Origin of the sequence: Halochromatium roseum (assembly GCF_016653315.1) — a bacterium.
Classification (GTDB): Bacteria; Pseudomonadota; Gammaproteobacteria; order Chromatiales; family Chromatiaceae; genus Lamprobacter; species Lamprobacter roseus.
Genome location: NZ_NHSH01000051.1, coordinates 89,882 through 112,253 on the forward strand (window position 1 = coordinate 89,882; position 22,372 = coordinate 112,253).

Here is a 22,372-nt window from a genome sequence, read left to right on the forward strand (position 1 = left end):
CCCCTCAGCGCTCGTCCGGCTCGAGGAACGGCAGGTCGAGCAAGCGCTGGTAGTCATCCGGGCTGCCACCCTGCAGGCAGCACTCGATGATCCGCTGTCCGGTCGGCAGCAGATCGGGACCGAGGAAGGCCTTGAGTTCGCGGTGGAAGAAGTCGGTGAGGATGGCGGCGCCTTGGTCGTAGGCCGCCGGGCCGACCTCGGGCTGATGCTCGACCTCGAAGAACCAGTTCCCGATCGTGCTGCCCTCCATCATGATGCTGCCAGGGGTGTAGCCGAGCAGCGAACAGCGCGACGGCCGCATGCGGTTAGCGGCAAAGCGGGCGCCACCGCGCCGCGCGAAATACTCGCGGGCAATCCACTGCGGCATGAAGCCGACCTCCCAGATGCCGATGTGCTGGTTCGGGATCAGCACATAACGCACCTCAGGCGTCTCGATGATCTGATTCAGCAGCAGGTTGGCGTGATCGACCATGCGTCCGGTCGCGAACGGCCAGTAGGAGCCAACGCCCTCGGAGGTCATGCCCGCGGTCTCGACGATGCTGGGGTTGGCGTGACCACGCGGCGCGACCAGGCGCCATAGCCAGGCCAACGCGGGTGGCAGCAGATGGAACAGGCCGACGATGCCGTAGGTGGGCCGCGCGGCGCTGCACGGCGGTGTGCGCACGCCCATGCTGCGCACGTCGACATCGACAGCGCCGTTCACCACATCCGGGATGATCTTGCGCGGGATGACCACGCGCGGGTTCGGGCAGGGTTCGCCTGGGGCGTCCTCGATGTGTTCCCAGATCAGGGTGGTGGCGCCGGGGCGGCCCTCGATGTTGAGGAACAGCAGCGGCTCCGGCGGGTGCACGGTGAGCGCCTCGATGTGCGGATCGGTGCCGTAGCGGTCGATGTGGTTACAGCGCACGAACCAGGCCTCTTCGGCATCGATCAGGGTCAGCTTGCCGTTGCCCTTCTCCAGCGACGGATGGCAGAGCGCCATGTCATCGGTCACCGGGCGCAGATCGCAGCCCTTGGGTAGGGTGAATTTGCGCTTCTCGCCGGTCTCGAGGTTGCGGCCGATCAAAAGGGTGCCATCGGGCCGGCGATGCGCGTATTCGAGCATCTCGCTCTTGCCGCCGCCGCTGGCGCCCTCGTGCGAGATCACTACCTTGTTCTCATAGGGCGTCACCACCTGCACCGTGGCGCAGTGCATGGTCACCCAGCGCTCCTCCTCGCCGATGTTGAGCAGCACCCCATAGACGCCCTTCTTGGCGCTGGGGCCGGGGTAGAGGTTGTAGCTGAAGACCTCGTGGAGGCCCTCGCGGCGGTTATGCACCACGACCTGACGACCCTCGAAATGGGTATGCCGAAACGGCGGCGCGACATAGATGATCGCCTTCGGCTGAAAGTCATCGGGCAGCTCCTCGACCGGGACGATGCCTTGCAGCAGCGCCAGCCCGAGAGCAAAGAAGCCGGCGTTGTCGGGCGCGATCACCAGCGCCTGGGTGGCCGGGCTCGGCAGTCCGGCATAGAAGGCGAAGATGGCGAGCGGCTGCGTCTTCAGCCATGCGAAGGTCTCTTCGCGCACGGGGTCGAAGGAGGTCCCGAAACGCTCGACATAGGTGGTCTTGTCCGTCGGCCGGTCGTCGCCGATGACCATGCAATCGGGGTCGCGCCGACGCATATAAGGATCGATGTAGTTGGCTGAGATGCCATTGCGGGTGCGGCAGACATTGGCTTCGACGACCCGGCCGACCCCAGGCACATCGTAGTCGACCTCATGGTTTCCCTCGCGCGCATCGCGCACCGCGAGGGCGATTAGCTCCTCGTGGGAACCAGCCACGGTGACACTTGGCGCCGCCGCGAGCAGTGCGCGCGTCTCCGGTGGCAGCGGAAGATCGAGCAGCTTGCGCGATGGCTGACTGCCACCTGTCGATGGGCGGGGTGATGTGGAGGAATGATCAAGTGGGGACATGATTGGACCCGGTATGGAGCCGGCGCGAAGGGATTTGCCTCAGCAGCGCGGTTCTGATTGCGCCACGTATGGGGCTGCGATCCTGATCGCGGCGGTGACTTCAAGATGGAGGTGAGTCGATCATAGCGAGACTGATCGGTGCCGATCAGCCCATCAGGCCGCCGATGTCTTCGAGAAAACCTTCAAAGACTTCGTATTTTTCGAAGTGTTTCTTGCGCGCAGTGCCGATTCGCCTTGGCCCTGCGTTGCGTCTGCGCCGGACTTGGGCCTAGCCGATCCGGGTTTGAGCCGATTCAGAGTCTGCGCCGAGTCTGATGTGGATTCTCTTAAAGCGATATCCTGCGCGCCGAGCGGTTTATGCTCATTCCATCTGATCGGCAGCCGGAACGCTGGGCGCACCTGTACCCGCCCAATCTGGCAGACAGGGCGAATGGCTTAGCGATGCGGCTAGTGCTGCAAGAAAGGTGAGCTGCGGCGCTGTGCGCTCAATCGCTCGATGCCGAGCACGGCGAGCAGGCGCTCGACCATCTGCTGCTGGGTCTGGCGGTCGCCGTGCTCGGCCTCGATGTTGTAATACTCACCGAGCCGATGGCGGGCGACATAGTCGGACAGAGAGCAGTCGAAATTGGTGCTGTTCAACTGCTTGTGCATGACATTCAGGCCAGCGGCATTGAGCGCAGCAACCCGACGTTTGAGCGCGGGGTCGGCGCTGAGTGGTGCTGTGCCCACGACGAAGATCAGGTTGTCCTCATCGCCTAATCTGCTGTTGCCTTTTGTGCTGCCGCTGCTGCTGTTACTGCTGCCGGTGCTGCCAGAAGTGCCGGTGCTGCTGATGCGACTGGCATTTCTGCCGCTGATGTTGCTGCGGCTCGCCTGGACGCCTGGATTGCTGTTCAGCCGGGCTCCCGGATAAGCCCTGAGCGACACGCTCTCGCGGGCCATCGAGATGCTGCCGGCACCGCCATTGCCACTCCAGCCGTTGTGATTGTTGTGCAGGGCCAGGACGGGTCCGTGGCGGTCTTGGTAATGATCCAGTATTGCCTGGCTGTAGCCGGGGGCTGGCGCGCGTTGGCCAGGGCAGCGCCTGGACTCCGCCTGAGAGCGACTGAAATTACGATTGGGGTCCTGACCTAGGAAGTTGCGCTGTCCACCGCTGTCGACTGCCAGCAGACCGCCGCCATAGTCGATCACCGCCTGTACCGCGACATCGAAGGCGGTGTCTTCGTTGTCATGCGGCAAGATCCAGAATGGTCCTTGCGGATGCTGTTGATGCTCAAGGATGTGGAAGGTCCAGCGGAAGCGGCCTTCGTACACCTGTTGCTGCCGATAACAGAGCCCTGCGCCTTGGATACGGCTGAGGTTACGACGGATGTCGGCTGAGTTGGCACGGGTCGGCTCGAGGCAGTCGCTGATGGTCGTCGAGGAGCCTCTCGAGCCGTCGCCTGCGCAGCCGAACAGCACTGCAAGGACCAGGATGGCAGCCAGACAGTGCAGTGGTCTAAATCTGCCTTTCAGCAGCGTGCCGATTGCAGGCGTTTCGCGTGCAGCGGTGCTAAGCGTAAAGGCTCTGCGGGCTTCATAGACTATCCGCCAAGCGCTAAGCGCGGGGCGATCCCTGTCGATGTCGATGACGTTACTCCGCTGTTGTCTGCCCGGCTGGTCTATCCGTCTCATGTCATCTCCCATCCGAGTCGGCGCAGATTGAGCTGCACCTGCTTCCGGTCGCTATAGGGGCGCTTCATCCCTTGCTGGTCGATGTAAGGCTCATGGCCCTTGCCGGCGATCAGAGCGACCCAGGGCTCGTCGTCGGGTCGCGCGGCCAGCCGGTCGAACAATGCGGCGATCGCCGCGGCCCGATCCAGGATCAGGGTCGGTGGCTCGGGGCAGTCGCGCATCCCGGCCAGGGTGTCCTCGGCGATGGCTTGGGGGTCTTCGAAGCGCGGATTATCAGAGGTCAGAATCACCTGATCCGAGCCGCGACAGACCGCCGCGCCCATCAACGGCCGCTTGCCGCGGTCGCGGTCGCCGCCGCAGCCGAAGAGAGTCAGGACCCGCGCCTGCGGGAAGGCCTCGCGGATCGCGGCGAGGATGTTCTCGAGCGCATCCGGGGTGTGGGCGAAATCGATGACGATGGTGCGTTGCTGATGGACGACGCAGTCGAAGCGCCCAGCGACCGGCTGCAGGGCGCGCCAAGGCTGCTCGGGCTCGCGGCCGAGCAGTCGGGTCGCGAGCGCGCAGGCTAGGGCGTAGTTGGCGCGGTTGTAGCTCAGCGCGAGAAATGGCCGTGCTTGCAGGGCCTCGGCGCTGATCGGCGCGCTCGGACACCGGGAACTGGCTGGCTCGGAGAGGCCGGTTCCCCGCGGTAATGCGGGTGTCTCAATGCGCAGGACCGGCACCTCGCAACCGCGCTCGAGGCGCAGCCGCTGCTCGACCTCGGCGCTGCTGGTGAGCAAGGGCACCCGGTCGGCGAGTTGATCGAGGATCAACGCCTTGGCGGCAAAGTAGCTCGCCTCGTCGCCGTGGTAGTCGAGATGATCTTGGCTGAAATTGGTCCAGGCCGCGGCGGCGAAGCGCAGCCCGTGCACGCGGCCTTGATGCAGCGCGTGGCTGGAGACCTCCATCACCAGGGTGTCCGCCTCGGCGCGATGCTGATTCAGGATGCGACGCAGCTCGATATAGGGTGGCGAGGTGAAGCCGGTCTCGGCCAGCGGCTGGCCGTTCAGCGAGAGCCCCAAGGTGCCGAGGCTGAGCACCCGGCGTCCAGCGGCGAGCAGGATCGCCTCCAGGTATTTCACCGTGGTGGTCTTGCCATTGGTGCCGGTGACGCCGGCGATCTGCCAGTGCTCGGGTCCGGTCGCAAAGAAATGATCGCAGAGCCGCGCCAGTGTCTCGCCCCAGGCGCCCGGGGCGGTGACCAAGACGGGTCGGCCCGCTAACAGCTCAATGGGGTCAGACTCGGATTGGCGTGACTCGGGGTGATCTGCCTTGAGTTGATGTGCCTCGGATTGGCATGACTCGGATTGCGACGGCACGAGTTGGCATGGCTCGGGTTGAGAAGGCTCCGCTTGACAAGGCTCCGCTTGAGATGACTTGGGCTTGCTTGGGCGGGTTTTCTGGCCAGGGCTTCGATGATCAGCGCCCAGCGGGCGATTGATCACCAGCGCGCCGAATCGGCTGTGCGCCAGATAGCGTTCGATGATCTCGGAGTCGCTCTTGCCGTCATCAAAGCGCTGAAAGCAGAGGATCGAACTCGGCGTGCAGCGGTCGGCGCGCCATTGGATGTCGCTCAGGCCGTTGAGGTCTAGCGCCTCGAGGTCGGGTGTCTCGCTGAAGCGGCAGGCGCTCAGGATCTCGAGCAGTGGGGAATGGTTCAAGCCTAGGCCTCGCTGTTGCGATAGCGGCCATAGCGAGCCGCGGTCGCATCATAGTCCTCGAAGCCGAGCCGACGCCGCAGCTCGGGGAAGCCCATCAGCCGTTGCGGATGCCGTCCGGCCTTGAGTTCAGCCAGCGCCTCGGTCATCGCCTGCATCGCGGTCGCGAGCAGGGTCAGTGGATAGGCGGCGATGCGGATGCCGAGCGCCTCCAGTTCGGCCGGCGGCAGGATTGGCGTGAGGCCGCCCTCGAGCATGTTCGCGAGATGGATGCCGGGCGCCTCGCGGCAGATGGTGGCCAGTTCCTCGCGCGTTTCTGGGGCCTCGACGAAGAGCATGTCGGCGCCCAATTCGCGGAACCGATTGGCGCGCTCGATCGCCTCGTTCAGACCAAGCAGGGCGCGGGCATCGGTGCGCGCCAGGATCAGGATGTCGGCGCCCTGATCGCGCGCCTCGACCGCGGCGCGGATGCGATCACAGGCCTCCTCGCGCTCGACCACCGCCTTGCCGCGGGTGTGTCCGCAGCGCTTTGGCGCGACCTGATCCTCGAGCATGATCGCGGCAAAGCCAGCCTGGGCGAAGCCGCGCAGCGTGCGTTGCAGGTTCAACGGATTGCCGTAGCCGGTATCGCCGTCGCCGATCACCGGGATGCGAACCGCTTCGAGGATGTTGCGGCCCTGGTCCAAGACTTCGGCATAGGACATCAGCCCGGTATCCGGCGCGCCGAGCCGATGCGCGGCAGCGGCAAAGCCGGACATAAAGGTGAGAGAAAACCCCGCCTGCTCAATCAGCCTCGCGCTCAGCGCATCGCCACAGCAGGGCATCGAGATCAGGCCGCCTTGCTCGAGCAGCGCGCGCAGCTGGTTGGGGGCGGTGGTCAGGGTGTCGGTGGCCATCGTCTGGTGCTCCTGTTCGGCTCGGTTCAGGGTTTCGGCGACGCCAGCGTCAGTGGCCAACGCTCGCCTCGGATTTTGCAGCGCTGACAAGCGGGGCACAAGCAGGCTTTACGAGGTCCGAAACCCTGATCGGCAGCCGGTTCCGAGGTCCCGATGTTCTGTTTGCCGCGGAGTGATGCTTGGATTAGCCTGATCCGACAGCGAGTCATCGACCGGGAGGGATGCCACAACCATCATCCCGGTGCACCAGATCGATCGCACTGACCCTTTACGGCTGCTGCCAAGAGTGCTCGAAAGAGGAAGCGGCATGCCATCGCCTGCTGAGGAAAACCATGTCGCCCAGTCCTGAAGCCGTACCGAATGACGAACAGACCGCGTCGCTGACCTCCGAGTTGACCCCAGCGTTGACCCCAGCCCTGGCCTTTCGGGCCGCTATCGGTGGCGCCATGATGGGGCTGGCCAACCTGGTGCCGGGGATCTCCGGCGGCACCATGCTGGTGGCGGTCGGCATCTATCGGCGCTTCATCGATGCCGTGAGCGATCTCACACGGCTGCGGCTGAGCATCGCTAATCTGGCGTTGCTCGCCGTGGTGGCCCTGGCTGCACTGGTGGCGATCGGTGCCCTGAGCGGCCTGATCGCGCAAGCCCTAGTGGACTTTCGCTGGGCCATGTTCAGTCTCTTCATCGGTCTGACCCTAGGTGGCGCACCGCTGCTGCTGCGCATGACCCGGCCCTTCAATCGCGCTGCCTATGCCGGCGTCGCCGCCGGTGCCCTGGCCATGCTTGCGCTGGCCCTGCTCCAAGGTACGGCGGCCGACGCCGGTGGCGCCCAGAGCAACTGGCTGATGCTGGGCATCGCCGGCATGGCCGGGGCCTCGGCCATGATCCTGCCGGGGGTGAGCGGGGCCTACCTGCTGCTCCTGCTCGGCCAGTACGAGCCGATCATCCATGCCATCAAGGACGCAGTGTCGGCCGCGACTCAGCTCGACCTGGCCGGGGTGCTGGCCCAGCTCGGCGTCATCGTGCCGGTGGGGATCGGTGTCGTCCTCGGCGTGGTGGTGGTCGCTAACCTGCTGCGCTTCCTGCTGCATCGTTATGAGAAGGCGACCATTGGCGTCCTGCTAGGGCTGCTGCTGGCCGCCCCCGCCGGGCTCTATCCATTCCGAGAAGGCGTCCCCCCGCAGCTTGGTGATGTCTTCGAGGGTCAGCTCGTCACCGAGCAGAATATCGCCGAGCTGGCGGCGCCGAAGAACGCTAAGGACTGGTCTCAGCGCAGCTTCAGGCCCAGCCCAAGCCAGCTTGGCGGCAGCTTGGGGCTCATCCTCGCCGGGTTCTTGGTGACCCTGGGTATTGCGCGGCTCGGGGGAGATGATCGCAAGCGACCTGAACCAAGATCATCGGAGTGAGGCCATGCGCTTTTTCAATACCGAGGGGCCGGTGCGGCCCGACATCCATTACAGCGTGTCGCCCTTGCAGCGTTGGGATCTGGAGGAGATTCTGACGCTGATCGGACGGGAGAAATATTTCCTGCTCCACGCCCCGCGTCAGACCGGCAAGACCAGTTGCCTGTTGGCGTTGGCCGAGCAGCTGAATCACGACGGCCGCTATCAAGCGGTCTATGCCAATCTTGAGATCGCGCAAGCGGCGCGCGAGGATGTCGCGCTCGCGATGACTGGGATCGTGCAGACCATTGCCGCGGCAGCGACCAGACAACTCGGTGACACCGGCGTCGAGTCGCTGGCGACATCCGTCTTGCGCGATCGTGCCGCCACGGTCGCGCTGGGGCAGTTCCTCGAACGCTGGTGCGCCGCCTCCCCGCGCCCCTTGGTGCTTCTGCTCGACAAAGTCGACGCCCTGATCGGCGACACCCTGATCTCGCTGCTGCGCCAACTGCGCGCCGGCTACCCCCAGCGCCCCGAGCGCTTCCCGCAGACAGTGGTGCTGTGCGGGGTGCGCGATCTGCGTGACTATCGCATCCATGCCAGCTCCGAGCGCGAAGTCATCACCGGCGGCAGCGCCTTCAATATCAAGGCCAAATCACTGCGCCTAGGCGATTTCGACGCCGCCGATGTGCGCGCGCTGCTACACCAGCATACCGAGGAGACCGGCCAGGTCTTCACCCCTGAGGCCATCGAGCAGGTCTGGACCCTCACCCAGGGCCAGCCCTGGCTGGTCAATGCCCTGGCCTACGAGACCTGTTTCGAGAGGCGCGCGGGTCGCGACCGCAGTCGTGCGATTGATCGCGCCATGATCGATCAAGCCAAGGAAACCCTGATCCTCAATCGGGTCACCCATCTTGATCAACTGGCCGACAAGCTGCGCGAGCCACGGGTGCGGCGGGTGATCGAGCCGATGCTGGCCGGCACCGCATTGGGCGAGGTGCCGATCGATGATCTGCAATACCTGCTCGACCTAGGACTCTGCCGGATGAACAACGGCCAGGGGTTGACGATCGCTAATCCCATCTATCGCGAAGTGTTGCCGCGGATGCTCGCCTTCACCCCGCAAGCCTCCCTGCCCCAGATCACCCCGAGCTGGCTCAATCCGGACGGCAGCCTCAACCCCGATCGCCTGCTCACCGCCTTTCTCGCCTTCTGGCGTCAGCACGGCCAAGCCATGCTTGGCAGCGCGCCCTATCACGAGATTGCCCCACACCTGGTGCTGATGGCCTTTCTGCATCGTGTGATCAACGGCGGCGGCACGCTGGAGCGCGAGTATGCCATCGGCTCCGGGCGCATGGATCTGTGCCTGCGCTATGGCGCGGTCACCCTGGGCATGGAACTCAAGGTCTGGCGCGACGGGCGTCCCGATCCGCTGGACGAAGGCCTGGCACAGCTCGATGGCTATCTGGACGGGCTGGGCCTGGACACCGGCTGGCTGGTGATCTTCGACCGGCGTGCCGATCAGCCGCCGATCGAGGCGCGCACCACCTATACCGAGGCGCGCAGTCCGCAGGGGCGGAGCCTGGTCGTGGTGCGGGCTTGAGGCTGGGTCGCGATCTGGCGGCCTTCGATGCTTGGCTGGCGAGAGCCGCTCTTTTTTCTTGCCGATGGCAGTCTCGGATTTCTCTCAAACTGCTCTCAATGCGGATTCTCGGCATGCGTCACCAGTGCGGCCTGACCGGTTCAGCCTGGTGCGCCATTGTCTGTGTGGTGTTCTCGCATGATTTGAATCAGCCTTTCATCCAGGCAAGAGCGCATGAAGCCGTTCATAGGCTGCCCGTCGCCGGAGTCGTAATAGGCCAGCATCAACTGATTGAATTCCAGTTGGCGCTTTGTCGGTAGGTTGATCGCGGGGTAGCCGTGGCTGAGCAGCAGGCCATTCATCAGGAATCGACCCATGCGTCTGTTGACCTCGTAGAAATACTGCTGCCGGGCCATGTCGAGAAAGATGAAAATGGCCTGATCGTAGATGTCATCCATCTGCCCCAACCGGTTTAGCATGTCGGTGTAGCGCATGGGCAACTTACTGGCATCGGGCGGCCTGTAGTCAGTGCCGGCGATGCTGACCATGCCGGTTCTGAACGCCCCCCAAGCCAAGGCTTCTTCCTTGCCGGCGATGGCATGGAGTGATTGGGCGAATTCCCGCTCAGGCTGAAGCCTGCTTGTTTGATGGCCTTGAACAGATGGCGCCAGGCTTCCGCTTGATTGATGGCAACCTGTTGATCGCTGAGCTTGTGTCCACCTACGGTGATCCCGTCCAGCAGGGTCTGGATTTCTGGCAGGGTGAAGGGAATGCCTTCGAGATTGACGGCATCACAGACAAATTCCGGCAGTTGTCGTTGGGCGAGCATCATGGCGCGGCCCAGGTTGGGTTTCATGTTCCAGTGTTTGTCACTGGCTATGCTGTTGCGCATTTTTTCACTCTCCTGAAGACCGAAGGCTGGAGCAGAAGCCAATCAGGAGCCTGCCCTCGTCTCCTCGGGTGTCGTCAACCAACTGGCCTTCTGGGAACATCTAGGTTTGACTTAGTGGTCTACTTAGTGGTCTAGAAAGGTCGGCGTCAGGGCGTAGTCTTCTGGCATGTCTTGCTGGGCGTTGCTGAAGAGATCCTGCAACCGCTGGCGCAGCCGGGTCAGGCGTTGGCTGCCCGGTTGGCGCACCGCAATGGCCAGCGCCTTGGGCTGAGCAATGAGCACCACCAGCCGCTTGCCGCGAGTGACGGCGGTGTAGAGCAGGTTGCGCTGCAGCAGGTTGTAGTGCTGGGTGGCAAGCGGGATCACCACCGCTGGATATTCGTAGCCCTGCGCCTTGTGCACGCTGGTCGCGTAGGCGAGGGCGACCTGATCGAGCTCGCCGGTCTCGTAAATGATCTGGCGGCCGTCGACCTCGATCGTGACCAGTCCCTCGGCGGTATCGATGCCGAGGATGCGGCCGATGTCGCCGTTGAAGACCTCCTTGTCATAGTCGTTGACCAGTTGGATCACCTTGTCGCCGGGGGCGTAGGTCCAGCCGAAGCGCTCCAGACGTGGCTGTGCGCTGGGGTTGAGTGCAAGTTGCAGATCGCTGTTGAGGGCGCGGGCGCCGAGGCTGCCGCGGTTCATCGGCGTCAGCACCTGGATGTCGCGCACCGGATCGAGGCCGAAGCGTTGTGGGATGCGCTCAGTGACCACCTTGAGTAGACGCTCGTGGATCTGCTCGGGGGAGTCGCAGCGGATCAGATAGAAATCCGGCTCGGGCCGATCGGCCCTGGACTGTTCGCCCCTAGACTGTTCGCCTCTGGACTGATCCCTGTTGGACGGATTGTCCCCGCACGGATCATCCCTAGACGGATCAGCCTTGGGCTGATCCTCGCGCGGCGTCTCCGGCATGCGCCCAACATTGATGCGGTGCGCGTTGACGACGATCTTCGAGGCCGCCGCTTGGCGAAAGACCTCGGTCAGGCGCACCGTCGGCACGCGCTCGGAGTGGATCAGGTCGGCGAGCACCGATCCGGGGCCAACCGAAGGCAGCTGATCGACATCGCCGACTAGGATCATCGCGGCGCCGGTCGGTACCGCGCGCAGCAGCTGGTTCATCAGCGCGGTGTCGACCATCGAGACCTCGTCGCAGATGATCAGATCGGTGTCGAGCGGATTGTATTGGTCACGCTTGAAGGCCATCGCTTGCGGATCGAACTCGAGCAGCCGATGGATGGTCTTGGCCTCGCGCCCGGTGGTCTCGGTCAGGCGCTTGGCGGCACGTCCGGTCGGGGCGCAGAGCAGCACCCGCACCGCCTTGGCCTGTAGGATGCGCAGAATGGCATCGACCACCGTGGTCTTGCCGACGCCGGGGCCACCGGTGATGACGCTGAGCTTGGCGTTGATCACCCGCGCGATCCCGGCGCGCTGTGACGCGGCCAGCTGGAGCCCGATCTGCCGCTCGACCCAGGGCAGCGCGCGCTCGGGGTCGATCCGGCCCCAGGGCGGTGCGCCGCGCAATAGCCGCTGCACGCCGAGCGCGATGCCTTGCTCGGCGCGCTGCAGCGGCGTTAGCAGCAGTGCTGGGCGCTCGTCGATCAGCTCGGCGATCAGGTGCTTGGCCTCGAGTTCGCTGGCGATGGCCTGCTCGATGATGTCGGGCGGTATCGTCAGCAGCGCCGTCGCCTGTTCGGCGAGTTCATCGTGCCAGGCGGCGCAGTGGCCATTGCCGGCGATCTCCTGCAAGACGTGGCGCACGCCAGCCTGCGCGCGGATCAGCGAGTCAGGCGGGATGCCCAGGCGCTGGGCCAGCGCATCGGCGGTCTTGAAGCCGATGCCGTGGATGTCGAGCGCGAGCCGGTAGGGGTTCTCGCGCACCCGCTCGACCGCCTCCTCGCCATAGGTCTTGTAGATGCGCACCGCGCGCGCGGTGCCGACCCCGTGTGACTGCAGGAACACCATGATGGCGCGGATCACCTTTTGCTCGGCCCAGGCCGCGGTGACCCGTTGCTGGCGTTTGCGACCGATGCCGGGTAGCTCCAGCAGCTGTTCTGGATTGTCCTCGATGACCGCGAAGACGCGCTCGCCAAAGGCCTTGACCAGGGTGCGGGCGAAGTGCGGGCCGATGCCCTTGACCATGCCAGAGCCGAGATAGCGCTCGATGCCATCCAGGGTGCTCGGCGGGATCACCTGCAGCCGGTTGGCCTTGAACTGCAGGCCGTGGGTGCGATCGGTGACCCAGTGGCCGCTGGCCTCGATGTACTCGCCGGCGGTGACGCTGGCCGCCTGGCCGACCACCGTGATCAGGTCATACTGGCCGCGCGCCTTGATGCGCAGGACGCAGAAGCCGTTCTCCGCGTTGTGGAAGGTGACACGTTCGATGGCGCCACTGAGGTGCTCGGGTGCCGCGGGGCTTGCCGCCTCAGGTCGGAGTTCGCTGCTGGCTGCCATTGACTGAATAAACCGCGGATGCCGTGGGTGACGCAGATGCGTGCAGGTTAAAGCTTTAAAAAACAGTGCGCTAGAAAGAGTGTGTGGCCACGCATCGCAGCGGCTATAGCCACTTCGACAGCCTCATCATCGCAACGGATCTTTCCACTGGCTGCGATATCCTTTGGACTGAGGATCTCCAGCACGGGCAGCCCGTCGATGGAATGCCGAGGCTGATCAATCCCTTCTCGGTAATTGGCGCATCCTGAGCGGCTGTTCTTTACCGGCCTTGGCGCGGCTCCTAGGTTCCTCGGCGGCGGCTGGGTGCGATTTGATCCAATGCTCTCCGCGCACGTAGCTGCCCCAGCTGCGTTGCACGACGGCGAAGAGCAAGGCCGTTGACCAGCCGAGGAGCAGCACCCCGTTTAGGGCCTCGATACCGGAGAGGATGCGCCATTGCTCGGTCGCCAGGGTGATGTCGCCATAGCCGACCGTGGTGAAGGTGATGGCGGAGAAATACAGGGCCTGCTCCAGGGTGCCGATCGGGGTCACCGGCGTCAGCAGCCGATAGGCCAAGGCCCAGACCAGGATCTGCAGCCAATGTAAGAGCAGCAGCCCGAGCGCGGTCAGGATCACGGCCGCGAGGGCACGTCGCGGTAGCAGCTGGCCATCTGGCCCAACATGATGACGCGCCAGAAAACGGATCAACGCCATGGAGCCAAGGCCCTGGATCAGGACCGTGATCACGACCAGCAAGGCGCCGGTGAGCAGGGGCAGGGTCATGGCATCACGGCATGGATCACTCGACTGCTTTCCGAAGGGGCGCGGTCATGACGTTGGCCCGTCTTTTGCACATCACCTGCCGCGGTGCGATGCTCATGTCGTGCTTGGCGACGCGCCTCCGGTGGTGCCGAGCCTCTGCGCGCTCGCCATGGATGCTGTCTGCCCCTCTTTGATTCCAAACAGGATCGCATACAAGGTTGGCACCAGGATCAGCGTCAGCAGGGTCGCAAAACCCAGGCCCGCCATCATGGTGATCGACATATTGACGAAGAAGACATCAGGCAGCAGCGGGATCAAACCCAGAATCGTGGTCGATGCGGCCAAGACGACGGGGCGCATGCGGCTGACACCAGAATCGAGAATCGCCGTGTAGCCCGGTTTGCCGCTCGCGATCTGTTGGTCGATCTCCTCGATCAGCACGATCGCGTTCTTGATCAACAGACCGACCAACGCCAGGGCGCCGAGCATCGACATGAAGTCGAACGCGGCATTGGCGCCCAGCAGCCCCGCGGTAATGCCGATGATCGCCATCGGCACCGTGAGCCAGATGATCAGTGGCTGGCGGATCTTGCCGAAGAGCAGGATGCTGACCAGGATCATCGCCAGGAAGCTCGGCGGCAGCACGCCCATCAGCGCGCTCTGGGCCTTGGTCTGGTCTTCATACTCTCCGCCCCAGGACAGGCTGTAGCCCGGTGGCAATGCCATCGCCTCGATTTGCGGGCGCAGGCGCTCGAACAGCGGCGAGGCCAGCGGCCCGCGCGGGTTGGCCGAGGCGATGATGGTCTGCTGGCGGTCGCGTCCGCCGATGACCTGGTTCTCCCAAATGGTTTCGAAGCCACTGACCACCTGGGCGATGGGCACTGAGCGCTGCAGCACTGGGCTCCAGACCTGCACATCCTGGATGCTGTCGACATCGACGCGCTCGCCGAGCGGTGCCCGCACCAGGATCGGCAGCAGGCGCTCGCCGTCGCGATAGAACCCGACCTGCACGCCATCGAAGGCATACTGCATGGCCTTGGCGACGTCCTCGCGGGTCACGCCGAGCTGGCGCCCGACCTGCTCGTTGAACACCGGGCGGATCACCTTCACCGGCTCGCGCCAGTCGTCGCGGATCTCCTTCGCATCCGGGTCGGCGTGCATGATGGCCTTGGCCTCATTGGCCAGCTCACGCAGCACTGCCGGGTCTGGGCCGCTGAAGCGCGCCTCGATCTTGCTGTCGCGCCCGGGGCCGATCATCAGCGTCTTGATGATCGGATCGGTCCAGTAGAGCTCCTCGCGCATGAACTCGTCGGCCTGCTCCCAGACCTCGGCGATGCGCTCGCGGGTATCGGTATAGACCACGATCTGCGCATAGGATGGGGTCTGGTCCTTGGAGTCATAGGTCAGCACGAAGCGCTGATGGGGTCCGCCGATCACCGAGCTGGTGCTGACCACGCCTTCCAGGCTGCGCAGGTAGTCGGAGACCTTGAGCGCGTCCTCGCGGGTCTTACGGATATCGGTCCCTTCCGGCTCCCACAGATCAACGAAGAAGAGCGGCGTGTTGGAACTCGGAAAGAAGGCCTGCTTGACGTAGCCAAAGCCCCAGAGCGAGATCACGAAGAGCGCGACCACGCCGCCGACGGTCAGCCAACGAAAGCGCAGTGCACCGGCGACCAGGCCGCGATAGATACGGAAAGGTGCCGCGTTATAGGCCGCGCCCTCGTCCGCGTCATCGCCGCTGCCGACCTTGAGCAGCAGGGCGCAGAGCAGCGGCGTGGTGCTGATCGCGGTGATCCAAGACAGCAGCAGCGAGATCAGGATCACATAGAACAGCGAATTGGCGAACTCGCCGGTACTGTCCTGCGAGAAGCCGATGCCGGCAAAGGCGAGGATGCCGATGACCGTGCCGCCGAGCAGCGCCCAGATGGTCTTACCGACGGTCTCGCTCGCGGCCTGCTCCGGGCGCATCCCGGCGTTCATGCGCACCATCATCCCTTCGGCGACGACGATGGCGTTGTCGACCAGCATGCCGAGCGCGATGACCAGGGCGCCAAGCGAGATGCGCTGCAGCTCGATCCCGGCCAAGGCCATGATAAACAGCGTCCCGGCCACGGTGATCAGCAGCACCGCGCCAATGATGAAGCCGACCCGCAGGCCCATGAACAGCAGCAGTACGACGATGACGATCGCCACCGCTTGCGCAACGCTGATGATGAAGCCGTTGACCGACGTGTCGACCACCTCGGGCTGGTTGTAGATGGCCTTCAGCTCCATGCCGAGCGGGATATCGCCCTCGAGCGCGGCGAGTCGTTCATTGAGCTGACGGCCGACCTCGACCACGTTTTGCCCGCCCATCACCGAGATGCCAAGGGTCAGCGCCGGCTGGCCGTCTTGATAGTAGTAGCGGTTGGGTACGTCGACATAGGCGCGGCGGATCTCGGCGATGTCCGAGATGCGCAGCACGCGTTTATCCTCGGAGCTGATCAGCGCATCGCCGATCGACTGCACGGACTCGGACTCACCAGTCGGCCAGATGCGCAGATACTGCTCGCCGACGACGATGTTGCCGGCATCGGCGACCAGATTCTGCGACTGTAGCACCGCGCCGATGGTCGCGAGCGGGATCCCGAGTTCGCCGAGGCGGGCGCGCGAGATCTCCAGATAGGCGACCTCCTGCTGCTCGCCGCCGATCACGATCTTGCGGATGCCGGGCACCAGGATCAGCTGCTTCTTGAGATGATCGGCGGTATCCCAAAGGTCGCGCCAGGTATAGCCTTCGCCGGTCAGCGCGAGATAGATGCCGTAGACATCGGCAAAGCTATCGACCACGATCGGCGGCTGCGCCCCGGGTGGCAATTTGTGCTGCATGTCGGCGATCTTGCGCCGCAGCTCGTCGTAGATGTCCGGGAAGTCGGCGCCGCGATACTGGTCCTTGAACTCGATGGTGATGTCGGACATGCCCGGCCGCGAGACCGAGCGCTTGATTCCTTTGACCTGCTCCATCAGCTGGATGGCCTCCTCGACGTGGTAGCTGACCTCGTCTTGGACCTGCTGCGCCGACGCGCCTGGATAAAAGGTAATGATCTTGGCCAGCTTGACCGTGAACGCCGGGTCCTCGAGCTTGCCCATGCTCTGAAAGCCCCAGATGCCACCGCCGACCAGGACGATGACCAGCAGCCAGGAGATGACCGGCGTCTTGACGGAGTATTCGGCGATATTCACGAGGACGGGCCCTCGCTGGTCGGCCTGACCGGAACCTCATCCGCGCGCGGTTCGGCCTCCTCGCGTTGCGTCAGCAGACGCACCTCCATGCCGTCCGCTAGGTAGCCAACGCCGGCCACCACCACCCGCTGTCCAGGCTCGAGCCCGCCCTCGACCTCGATCGAGCTGCCGGTCAGGCGCCCGACCTCAACCGGCACCTTGCGGACGCTCAGTGCTGGCTCCTCGACCACCCAGACGAAGGGCTCGAGCTCAGCATCGGCGGTCACCGCGGTGGCTGGTAGACTGAAGACGCGCTCGCCTGCCGTGACCTTGCTGAGATCAGCCGTGACCGTGGCGGTCATGCCTGGGAAGACCATGAAGTCCGCCGGGGCGGGCATGCTGTAGGTGACCTCGAAGGTCTGGGTCGCGGCGTCGGCGCGGGTCGAGACCTCGCGCATCGTCAGGGCAAAGCGCTTGCCGGGATGGTTATCGAATGAGGCCCAGGTCGGCACCTGGTCCCTGGTCGACTGATCCTCCCCATTCCTCGGCCGCAGGCTGCGGATGATGTTTTCCGGCACCGCCACCTTGACCTGCAGGCTATTGTTGTCCTGCATCGCCAGCACCGGCTGCTTGGCCTGCACCTCCTCGAAGCGCTCGACGTAGCGCTGGCTGATGGTGCCGTCAAACGAGGCCTTGAGCTGGGTGTAGTCCAGATCCTGCTGCGCGCGCTCGAGCGCCGCCTGGGCATTCTTGAACTCGGCTTCCTTGGCGTCGAAATCGGTGCGCGAGATGAAGCCGTCTTTGACCAACTCCTGCGCGCGCTTAAAGTCGTTCTCGGCGCGATCGAAGGTGGCCTGGGCGTCGCGGGCGGCGATCTCGTAGTCGGTGGCATCAAGGGTGATCAGCACGTCGCCTTCGTTGACCTGATCACCCTCTTTGACTAGCAGTTCCTTGACGGTGCCGGGAACGCGAAAGGCGAGCTCCGCTTTGGCTTCGGCATCCACTCGGCCTGGGAAACTGCGCTCGCCGCCGAGGTCGGGCGACGCGACCAGCAGCGTCTTCACCGGTCGCACTGGTGGTGGACCCTCGGGAGCGGCCTCTTGTGAGCAGCCGGACAGGACAAGACAGCAAGGCAACAGCAGGAGCGTCACAACCGGCGCGCCAACTTGGAATGACTGATGTTTGGACACGATAAAACACCCGGTCGTTTGCAATGAGGACATCGTTTTGGCAATGGTAGCCGAATTGCGCATGGCGGAAGTGGGTTCTGAACGCTTCCCCCAGGCAATTTTCAGCGCATTGACCCGGTGAGACAGGCGAAACCCGATCCATCAGCAACAAGCCCCAGCCATCGGGCAATGAGTCGGCGAACACCCCGTGCAGCCCGGCATGCGGCCTGCGCGGCGCGGCCTGCAGCGAGGCGTCGTATGTCAGGCCAAAGGGCGAGAGATTTGCAAACCGCGCCAGATCGTCGCTCGCGTACTGGAAAAAGACCCCCCGCCGGTTCTGCGCGTCGCAAGCCACGCTGCCCCTGATTCACCCCAAGGCTTCGCGAAACAGCCGCACCGCGTCGTATTGATCGGCCACCGCGAGACAGCGATCCATCAGCTGTGCGTCGAGGCCCGGCAGCAAGCGGCTGTGCGTGGCCTGGGCATAGCCGTCAACGCCGAGGTGATGGATCAGCAGATGGCCCTTGCGCCAGATCCAGACCTCTGGGATACCTTTGGCCTGATACAGCGGCAACTTGCTCAGAGCATCGCTGCTGATGACTACCTCGATGACCAGATCGGGCACGGCCTTGTCCTGCCCGAAGCAATAGGACTCATCCGGCTCCCCAGCGGCGAATTCAGACTCCCTGAGTGTGAAGCCGCCACGACCGTAGTAGCGCAGGCCCCTGATTTGGCAATAGGTGTCGACGAAGTACCCCAAGGTTCTCTTATGACGCTCATGACGCTCGCCAACCGGTGACATGATCTCGAGTACCCCGTCGATATAGGTCAGGCGCAAGGATTTCGTCTCGGGGAACAAGGCCGTGAGTTGCTCGAACCGCTGCCAGGAACAGGGTGCGATCTCCACCCGATGCTCCTCGGTCGGTGGATCGAACGCCGTCGCTGGCCGCTCGCCGGACACTTCCGCGATGCTGTTCATTGATGCCCCCCTCAAGAAAGATCGTCTCAATGGCAGGTTCATTGGCCTGTCCCCCTAGGGCTTGCCAAGGATGACGTAGCCAGTGGTATCGCCATCACCCGAGAGCCCAAGCCCAAAGTAGAACGGGCCAAGCCAGGTGTCGGCGCCAAAGAACAGGCTGCTGCCGTAGCGGGTTTCGCTGGGGTTCAGCTCCTCGAGGACGTCCCACAGACGCCCGACCTCCAGTGATCCGCCGAGATAGAGGCCCTTGCCGAGCGGCGGGGTAAGCGTGGTCAGCTGATATTGGTAGACCAGGCTGCCGAAGGCGTACTGGTTGCCGCGGAACTGCTCGTTGGCGTAACCGGAGAGCTTGAGGAAGCCGCCGAGTGGGAACTGATTGTAGTAGGGCATGGTGTCGCCAAATGAGCTGCCAGCGCGCAGGTTCAGCGCCAGCGTGCTGGGACCGCTGCTGAGCGCCTGGCCGGCCTGGAGTTCAGTCCTGAAGTACTGCCGGTCGGCGCCGAGGGACTCGAGCGGCGCGAACAGGTCCGCCATGAGATAAGCGCCCTGACGGGCGAGCGCCCCGCTGTCGCGGGTGTCGTATAGCAGCCGGGAGCGGATGCCGGTCTCGTTGAAGTGATCCTCGGGGACCAGCGAGGTGCCGGTATCGAGCCGGGCGTCGGCGCCCCCCGCGAGCAGGCCGAATCGCAGCTCGGCGAAGCGCCCTAGTGTGGCGCCGAGGTCGAGGCCGACGCGGGCGCGCGCGATGTCATAGCGGGCGATCCGGTTGCCTCCCCGGAAGACGCTGAGCGGGATCTTGCCCCAGTCAACATAAGGGGCGACAAAGAGGGTGCGGCCGCGATCGAGCGGCTGATAGAACTCCGAGAACAGCTCCGGTTCGTTGCCGAGGTTGACCGTGCTCAGCCATTCGCCGCCGAGCGCGTTGATCCAGGTCTGGCGATAGGTGGCGCGCAAGCCGAACCGGCTGTCGCCCTCGAAATCGCTGGTCAGGCCGAGGCCGAAGCTCAGATAGCCCGGTCCCCAGGCCTTTTCGACCGCGTCGACGATCAGCAGGTTGCGTCCATCCTCGCGCTCGACGCGGTAGTTGATGCGCTCGAAGTCGCCGCGGCCATAGAGGCGGTTGAGATCGTCCTCGAGCTGCTGGCGATCGAGCGGCTGGCCCTGGTGGCGCTCCACCACCGGCTCGAACAGGTCGCGGCTGACCCGTTCCAGGCCGACCACCTGGATCTCATCGATGTGCCCGATCGGCTGGCGCCGCCGCGCGACCGCTGCCCGCCAGGCGGCATAGTCGCTCGGGCTCAGGCCGAGGCCGGCGAGTTGGTCCGCGACCTGGCGCGCCGCCTCGACGCCGCTGGCGATCGCCTCGGGGCCGCGGTTGAAGTCGCCCGGGCCGATGCTGCCGAGCTGCGGTCGCACCAGGATGTCACGCCGCGGGTCGATCTCGGCGAGCGAGCGTTCCTCGTTCTGGGCGAAGACGAAGTTGATCATCTGCCCGAAGCTGCCTAGGACCGTGTTCAGTTGCTCGCGGCTCGGCGGGGTGGAGTCGAGCTTGACCACGATCAGCCGATCGACGCCCATGGCGCGGGCGATATCGACCGGGAGGTTACGCACCAGGCCGCCATCGACATAGATCCGATCCTCGGTCTCCAGGGGCGCGAACACGCCCGGCACCGCCATGCTGGCGCGCATCGCCAGCGGCAGCGGGCCTTGGTCGATGACCACCATCTCGCCGGTCTCCAGATCGGTGGCCACGGCGCGAAATGGGATCGGCAGTTGATCGAAATGCGCGACCCCTTCGGCGCCCTTGGTCAATTCGCTCAGGTAGAGCACCACCTCCTGCCCCGAGATCGCCCCCTTGGGCAGCCGGAACTCGCCATCGCGGCGGCCGACGGCAAAGCCAAAGGTCGGCCGCAGGCTCTGCTCCTTGCGCCGCATCGGCCACTCGGCGCGCGGCGGGTCGTCGTCGAACAGCTGATTCCAGTCGACCGAGGTTACCGCCCGTTCCATCTCGGCGGCGCCGAGGCCGGAGGCGTAGCCGCCACCGACCAGTGCGCCCATACTGGTGCCGGCGATGGCGTCGATCGGTATGCGCAGTTCCTCGAGTACCTTGAGCACGCCGATATGCGCCGAGCCCTTGGCGCCGCCACCGGCGAGCACCAGGCCGATGCGCGGGCGTGAGCCCTGATCCGCGGCCGCGGCGAAGGCGGCCAGCAAGCAGAGAATGGCGAACGCGAGCCTCATGATCCTTACTCGTCGATTGAAAGCGGCTGTCACATTAGCATGGTCTCTAGCAGGGTGACGATGCCGCGCGGATGCCGCAAGCGGCAGAACAACAACCTCCGGCTCCAGTCCGCCCAGCGGGCAAATTTGCGATCATCGAAGGAAGCCACTTGTTCGCAGTCCGGGTAACTGGACAGATGCAGCGCGTCCGCAAAAATCAGCCGGATGCTGTCGTCGCGAACGCCGAGCCCTCTGGCGATCTCGCCAAAGCCGCTGATGCTCTCGGCCACCTCGGCAATGACCGCGCGCGCTTGTCGCCAGTGCGCAAAATTGGCCTGAGCCGCCAATCGTTGCATCGCTTTGCGGGGTGGCGCCTTGCCAAAACCGGCAAAGGCAGTGGCATGCTCGCCATAGGGACTAGGGCTGAAATTTCACCAGATAGGCCGTGCGACCTGGGCCGGGGGTCGTGCCACAGCTGTCGCGGTCTGTGTCCGACAGGTACAACTGGGCCTTGGGTCTGGCTCCGCCCGAGCTACCGACCCGAACCAGCTCGGCCAGCACCTCGGTGGTCTGGCCCTCGTAGAGGGCCTGTGCTTGTAAGCCAAGTTCACCGAGGTCGATACGCGTCTCGGTAACCGCAGGCTGCAGCGACGAGGGCGGCTCGTAGGACAAGGCCCCCAGACCGCGATCAGCGACGAAGGCGAGCCGATCCAGCATTTCTTGATGGTCGGCGCCGGTACGGTACTGCGCGTCGCGAGCGCATGGCGCGAGAGCTTGAGTGTTTTCCGTCGCGCCTTGATCCAAGAAGCCAAGGCTTGCTGCACATCGAAGGCCGAGTGCAAGGAGAGCTGAACCATGGTCATAAAGGATACGATAGTATCTTTTCTGAGCGATAACCGCTTAATTGGATACCATCATATCCTACTCGTTCAATCCGATTCGTGCATTCACCACCTGCCCGGCCACCTTAACGGACTGATTTCGAGCCTGGATCTAATGGTCTTGTCCTCGCCAACTTGCTTAGTGTGATGGACCCTGCGGAGATGAGCGAGTTTTCTTCGTTAACAAATCTTGACCTAACTAAAGTGTGTAAGATAGGATAGTATTCATGCTAATTTTTTGCGATGCTTTTAATATTTCAATACCCGCAAGCTTCCCCTCAGCCGTTGTTTCAATATTAACTCCCTCTGCAATCTCAATAACTCCATCTGGCTCATCCTCGCCTAGTTTTAAGTATAGTGCATCAACTGATTCATCGTAGTGAACGTTCATCTGTTTTGCCTTTCTTCAGTGGATAATTTGGTGACCTAACACGAGAACAACAGAGACCCCGTGAACACCGCCTCGATCATCTCCAAGGTTTGGAGCTTCTGTCATACGCTGCGCGACGACGGCGTTGGCTATGGCGACTACCTGGAGCAGCTCACCTATCTGATCTTCCTGAAGATGGCCGACGAGTACGCGCAGCCGCCCTACAACCGCGATATCG

18 protein-coding genes are annotated in these 22,372 nt (G+C 64.0%); 3 read left to right on the forward strand and 15 right to left on the reverse strand.

Annotated features, from left to right (window positions below; all coding sequences use genetic code 11):
• Window positions 1-4 precede the first annotated feature (4 nt).
• The 4 genes from CCR96_RS09685 to CCR96_RS09700 all read right to left on the reverse strand — a co-directional run bounded on the left by CCR96_RS09685 (window position 5) and on the right by CCR96_RS09700 (window position 6,284).
• A complete protein-coding gene (locus CCR96_RS09685; RefSeq protein ID WP_201219924.1) occupies window positions 5-1,957 on the reverse strand; it encodes a DUF4914 family protein in 1,953 nt (650 codons plus the stop codon).
• A 447-nt stretch (window positions 1,958-2,404) separates the two neighbouring features.
• On the reverse strand, window positions 2,405-3,418 hold the full coding sequence (locus CCR96_RS09690) for a hypothetical protein (RefSeq protein WP_201219925.1): 1,014 nt from the start codon (window positions 3,416-3,418) through the stop codon (window positions 2,405-2,407).
• Window positions 3,419-3,627: 209 nt separating this feature from the next.
• Window positions 3,628-5,331 (reverse strand): Mur ligase family protein, encoded by a 1,704-nt coding sequence (locus CCR96_RS09695; RefSeq protein ID WP_420827258.1) that lies wholly within the window; start codon window positions 5,329-5,331, stop codon window positions 3,628-3,630.
• Between the two features lie 2 nt (window positions 5,332-5,333).
• Window positions 5,334-6,284: an isocitrate lyase/PEP mutase family protein gene (locus CCR96_RS09700; RefSeq protein WP_242518830.1), complete on the reverse strand. Its 951-nt coding sequence runs from the start codon at window positions 6,282-6,284 to the stop codon at window positions 5,334-5,336.
• A 272-nt stretch (window positions 6,285-6,556) separates the two neighbouring features.
• Between CCR96_RS09700 and CCR96_RS09705 the strand changes: the two genes are divergently transcribed.
• Both CCR96_RS09705 and CCR96_RS09710 read left to right on the forward strand, forming a co-directional pair.
• Window positions 6,557-7,630, forward strand: a complete 1,074-nt coding sequence (locus CCR96_RS09705; protein WP_201219926.1) for an undecaprenyl phosphate translocase family protein — start codon at window positions 6,557-6,559, stop codon at window positions 7,628-7,630.
• A 4-nt stretch (window positions 7,631-7,634) separates the two neighbouring features.
• Window positions 7,635-9,209, forward strand: a complete 1,575-nt coding sequence (locus tag CCR96_RS09710) for an AAA-like domain-containing protein (RefSeq protein WP_201219927.1) — start codon at window positions 7,635-7,637, stop codon at window positions 9,207-9,209.
• Window positions 9,210-9,349: 140 nt separating this feature from the next.
• On the opposite strand, the gene CCR96_RS09715 is transcribed toward CCR96_RS09710, so the two are convergent.
• The 11 genes from CCR96_RS09715 to CCR96_RS09765 form a co-directional block, all read right to left on the reverse strand.
• Entirely contained in the window at window positions 9,350-9,763 is a 414-nt protein-coding gene (locus CCR96_RS09715) for a Fic family protein (RefSeq protein WP_242518837.1), read from the reverse strand.
• Window positions 9,661-10,080 (reverse strand): hypothetical protein, encoded by a 420-nt coding sequence (locus CCR96_RS24540; protein ID WP_242518855.1) that lies wholly within the window; start codon window positions 10,078-10,080, stop codon window positions 9,661-9,663. The genes CCR96_RS09715 and CCR96_RS24540 overlap by 103 nt, the downstream gene beginning before the upstream one ends.
• A 123-nt stretch (window positions 10,081-10,203) precedes the next feature.
• Window positions 10,204-12,573 carry an SF1B family DNA helicase RecD2 gene (gene recD2 / locus CCR96_RS09720; RefSeq protein WP_201219928.1) on the reverse strand — a complete coding sequence of 790 codons (2,370 nt, stop codon included), beginning with the start codon at window positions 12,571-12,573 and terminating at the stop codon, window positions 10,204-10,206.
• 216 nt (window positions 12,574-12,789) lie between these two features.
• The gene (locus tag CCR96_RS09725) at window positions 12,790-13,335 is read right to left on the reverse strand and encodes a potassium channel family protein (RefSeq protein ID WP_201219929.1); all 546 of its coding nucleotides are present in this window, start codon (window positions 13,333-13,335) and stop codon (window positions 12,790-12,792) included.
• 93 nt (window positions 13,336-13,428) lie between these two features.
• Window positions 13,429-16,536 (reverse strand): efflux RND transporter permease subunit, encoded by a 3,108-nt coding sequence (locus CCR96_RS09730; protein ID WP_201219930.1) that lies wholly within the window; start codon window positions 16,534-16,536, stop codon window positions 13,429-13,431.
• Window positions 16,533-17,579: an efflux RND transporter periplasmic adaptor subunit gene (locus CCR96_RS09735; RefSeq protein WP_338035859.1), complete on the reverse strand. Its 1,047-nt coding sequence runs from the start codon at window positions 17,577-17,579 to the stop codon at window positions 16,533-16,535. The genes CCR96_RS09730 and CCR96_RS09735 overlap by 4 nt, the downstream gene beginning before the upstream one ends.
• Before the next feature lie 472 nt (window positions 17,580-18,051).
• A complete protein-coding gene (locus CCR96_RS09745) occupies window positions 18,052-18,663 on the reverse strand; it encodes a Uma2 family endonuclease (RefSeq protein WP_201219932.1) in 612 nt (203 codons plus the stop codon).
• Between the two features lie 54 nt (window positions 18,664-18,717).
• Window positions 18,718-20,904: a patatin-like phospholipase family protein gene (locus CCR96_RS09750; RefSeq protein ID WP_201219933.1), complete on the reverse strand. Its 2,187-nt coding sequence runs from the start codon at window positions 20,902-20,904 to the stop codon at window positions 18,718-18,720.
• Between the two features lie 29 nt (window positions 20,905-20,933).
• Entirely contained in the window at window positions 20,934-21,239 is a 306-nt protein-coding gene (locus tag CCR96_RS09755) for a hypothetical protein (RefSeq protein ID WP_201219934.1), read from the reverse strand.
• A 61-nt stretch (window positions 21,240-21,300) separates the two neighbouring features.
• Complete coding sequence (locus CCR96_RS09760; protein ID WP_201219935.1) at window positions 21,301-21,600, reverse strand: hypothetical protein; 300 nt, start codon at window positions 21,598-21,600, stop codon at window positions 21,301-21,303.
• 363 nt (window positions 21,601-21,963) lie between these two features.
• Window positions 21,964-22,155 carry a DUF2283 domain-containing protein gene (locus tag CCR96_RS09765; protein ID WP_201219936.1) on the reverse strand — a complete coding sequence of 64 codons (192 nt, stop codon included), beginning with the start codon at window positions 22,153-22,155 and terminating at the stop codon, window positions 21,964-21,966.
• A gap of 60 nt (window positions 22,156-22,215) precedes the next feature.
• On the opposite strand from CCR96_RS09765, the gene CCR96_RS09770 reads away from it, so the two are divergent.
• A partial coding sequence (locus tag CCR96_RS09770; protein ID WP_201219937.1) for a type I restriction-modification system subunit M N-terminal domain-containing protein occupies window positions 22,216-22,372 on the forward strand: 157 nt, incomplete at its 3' end.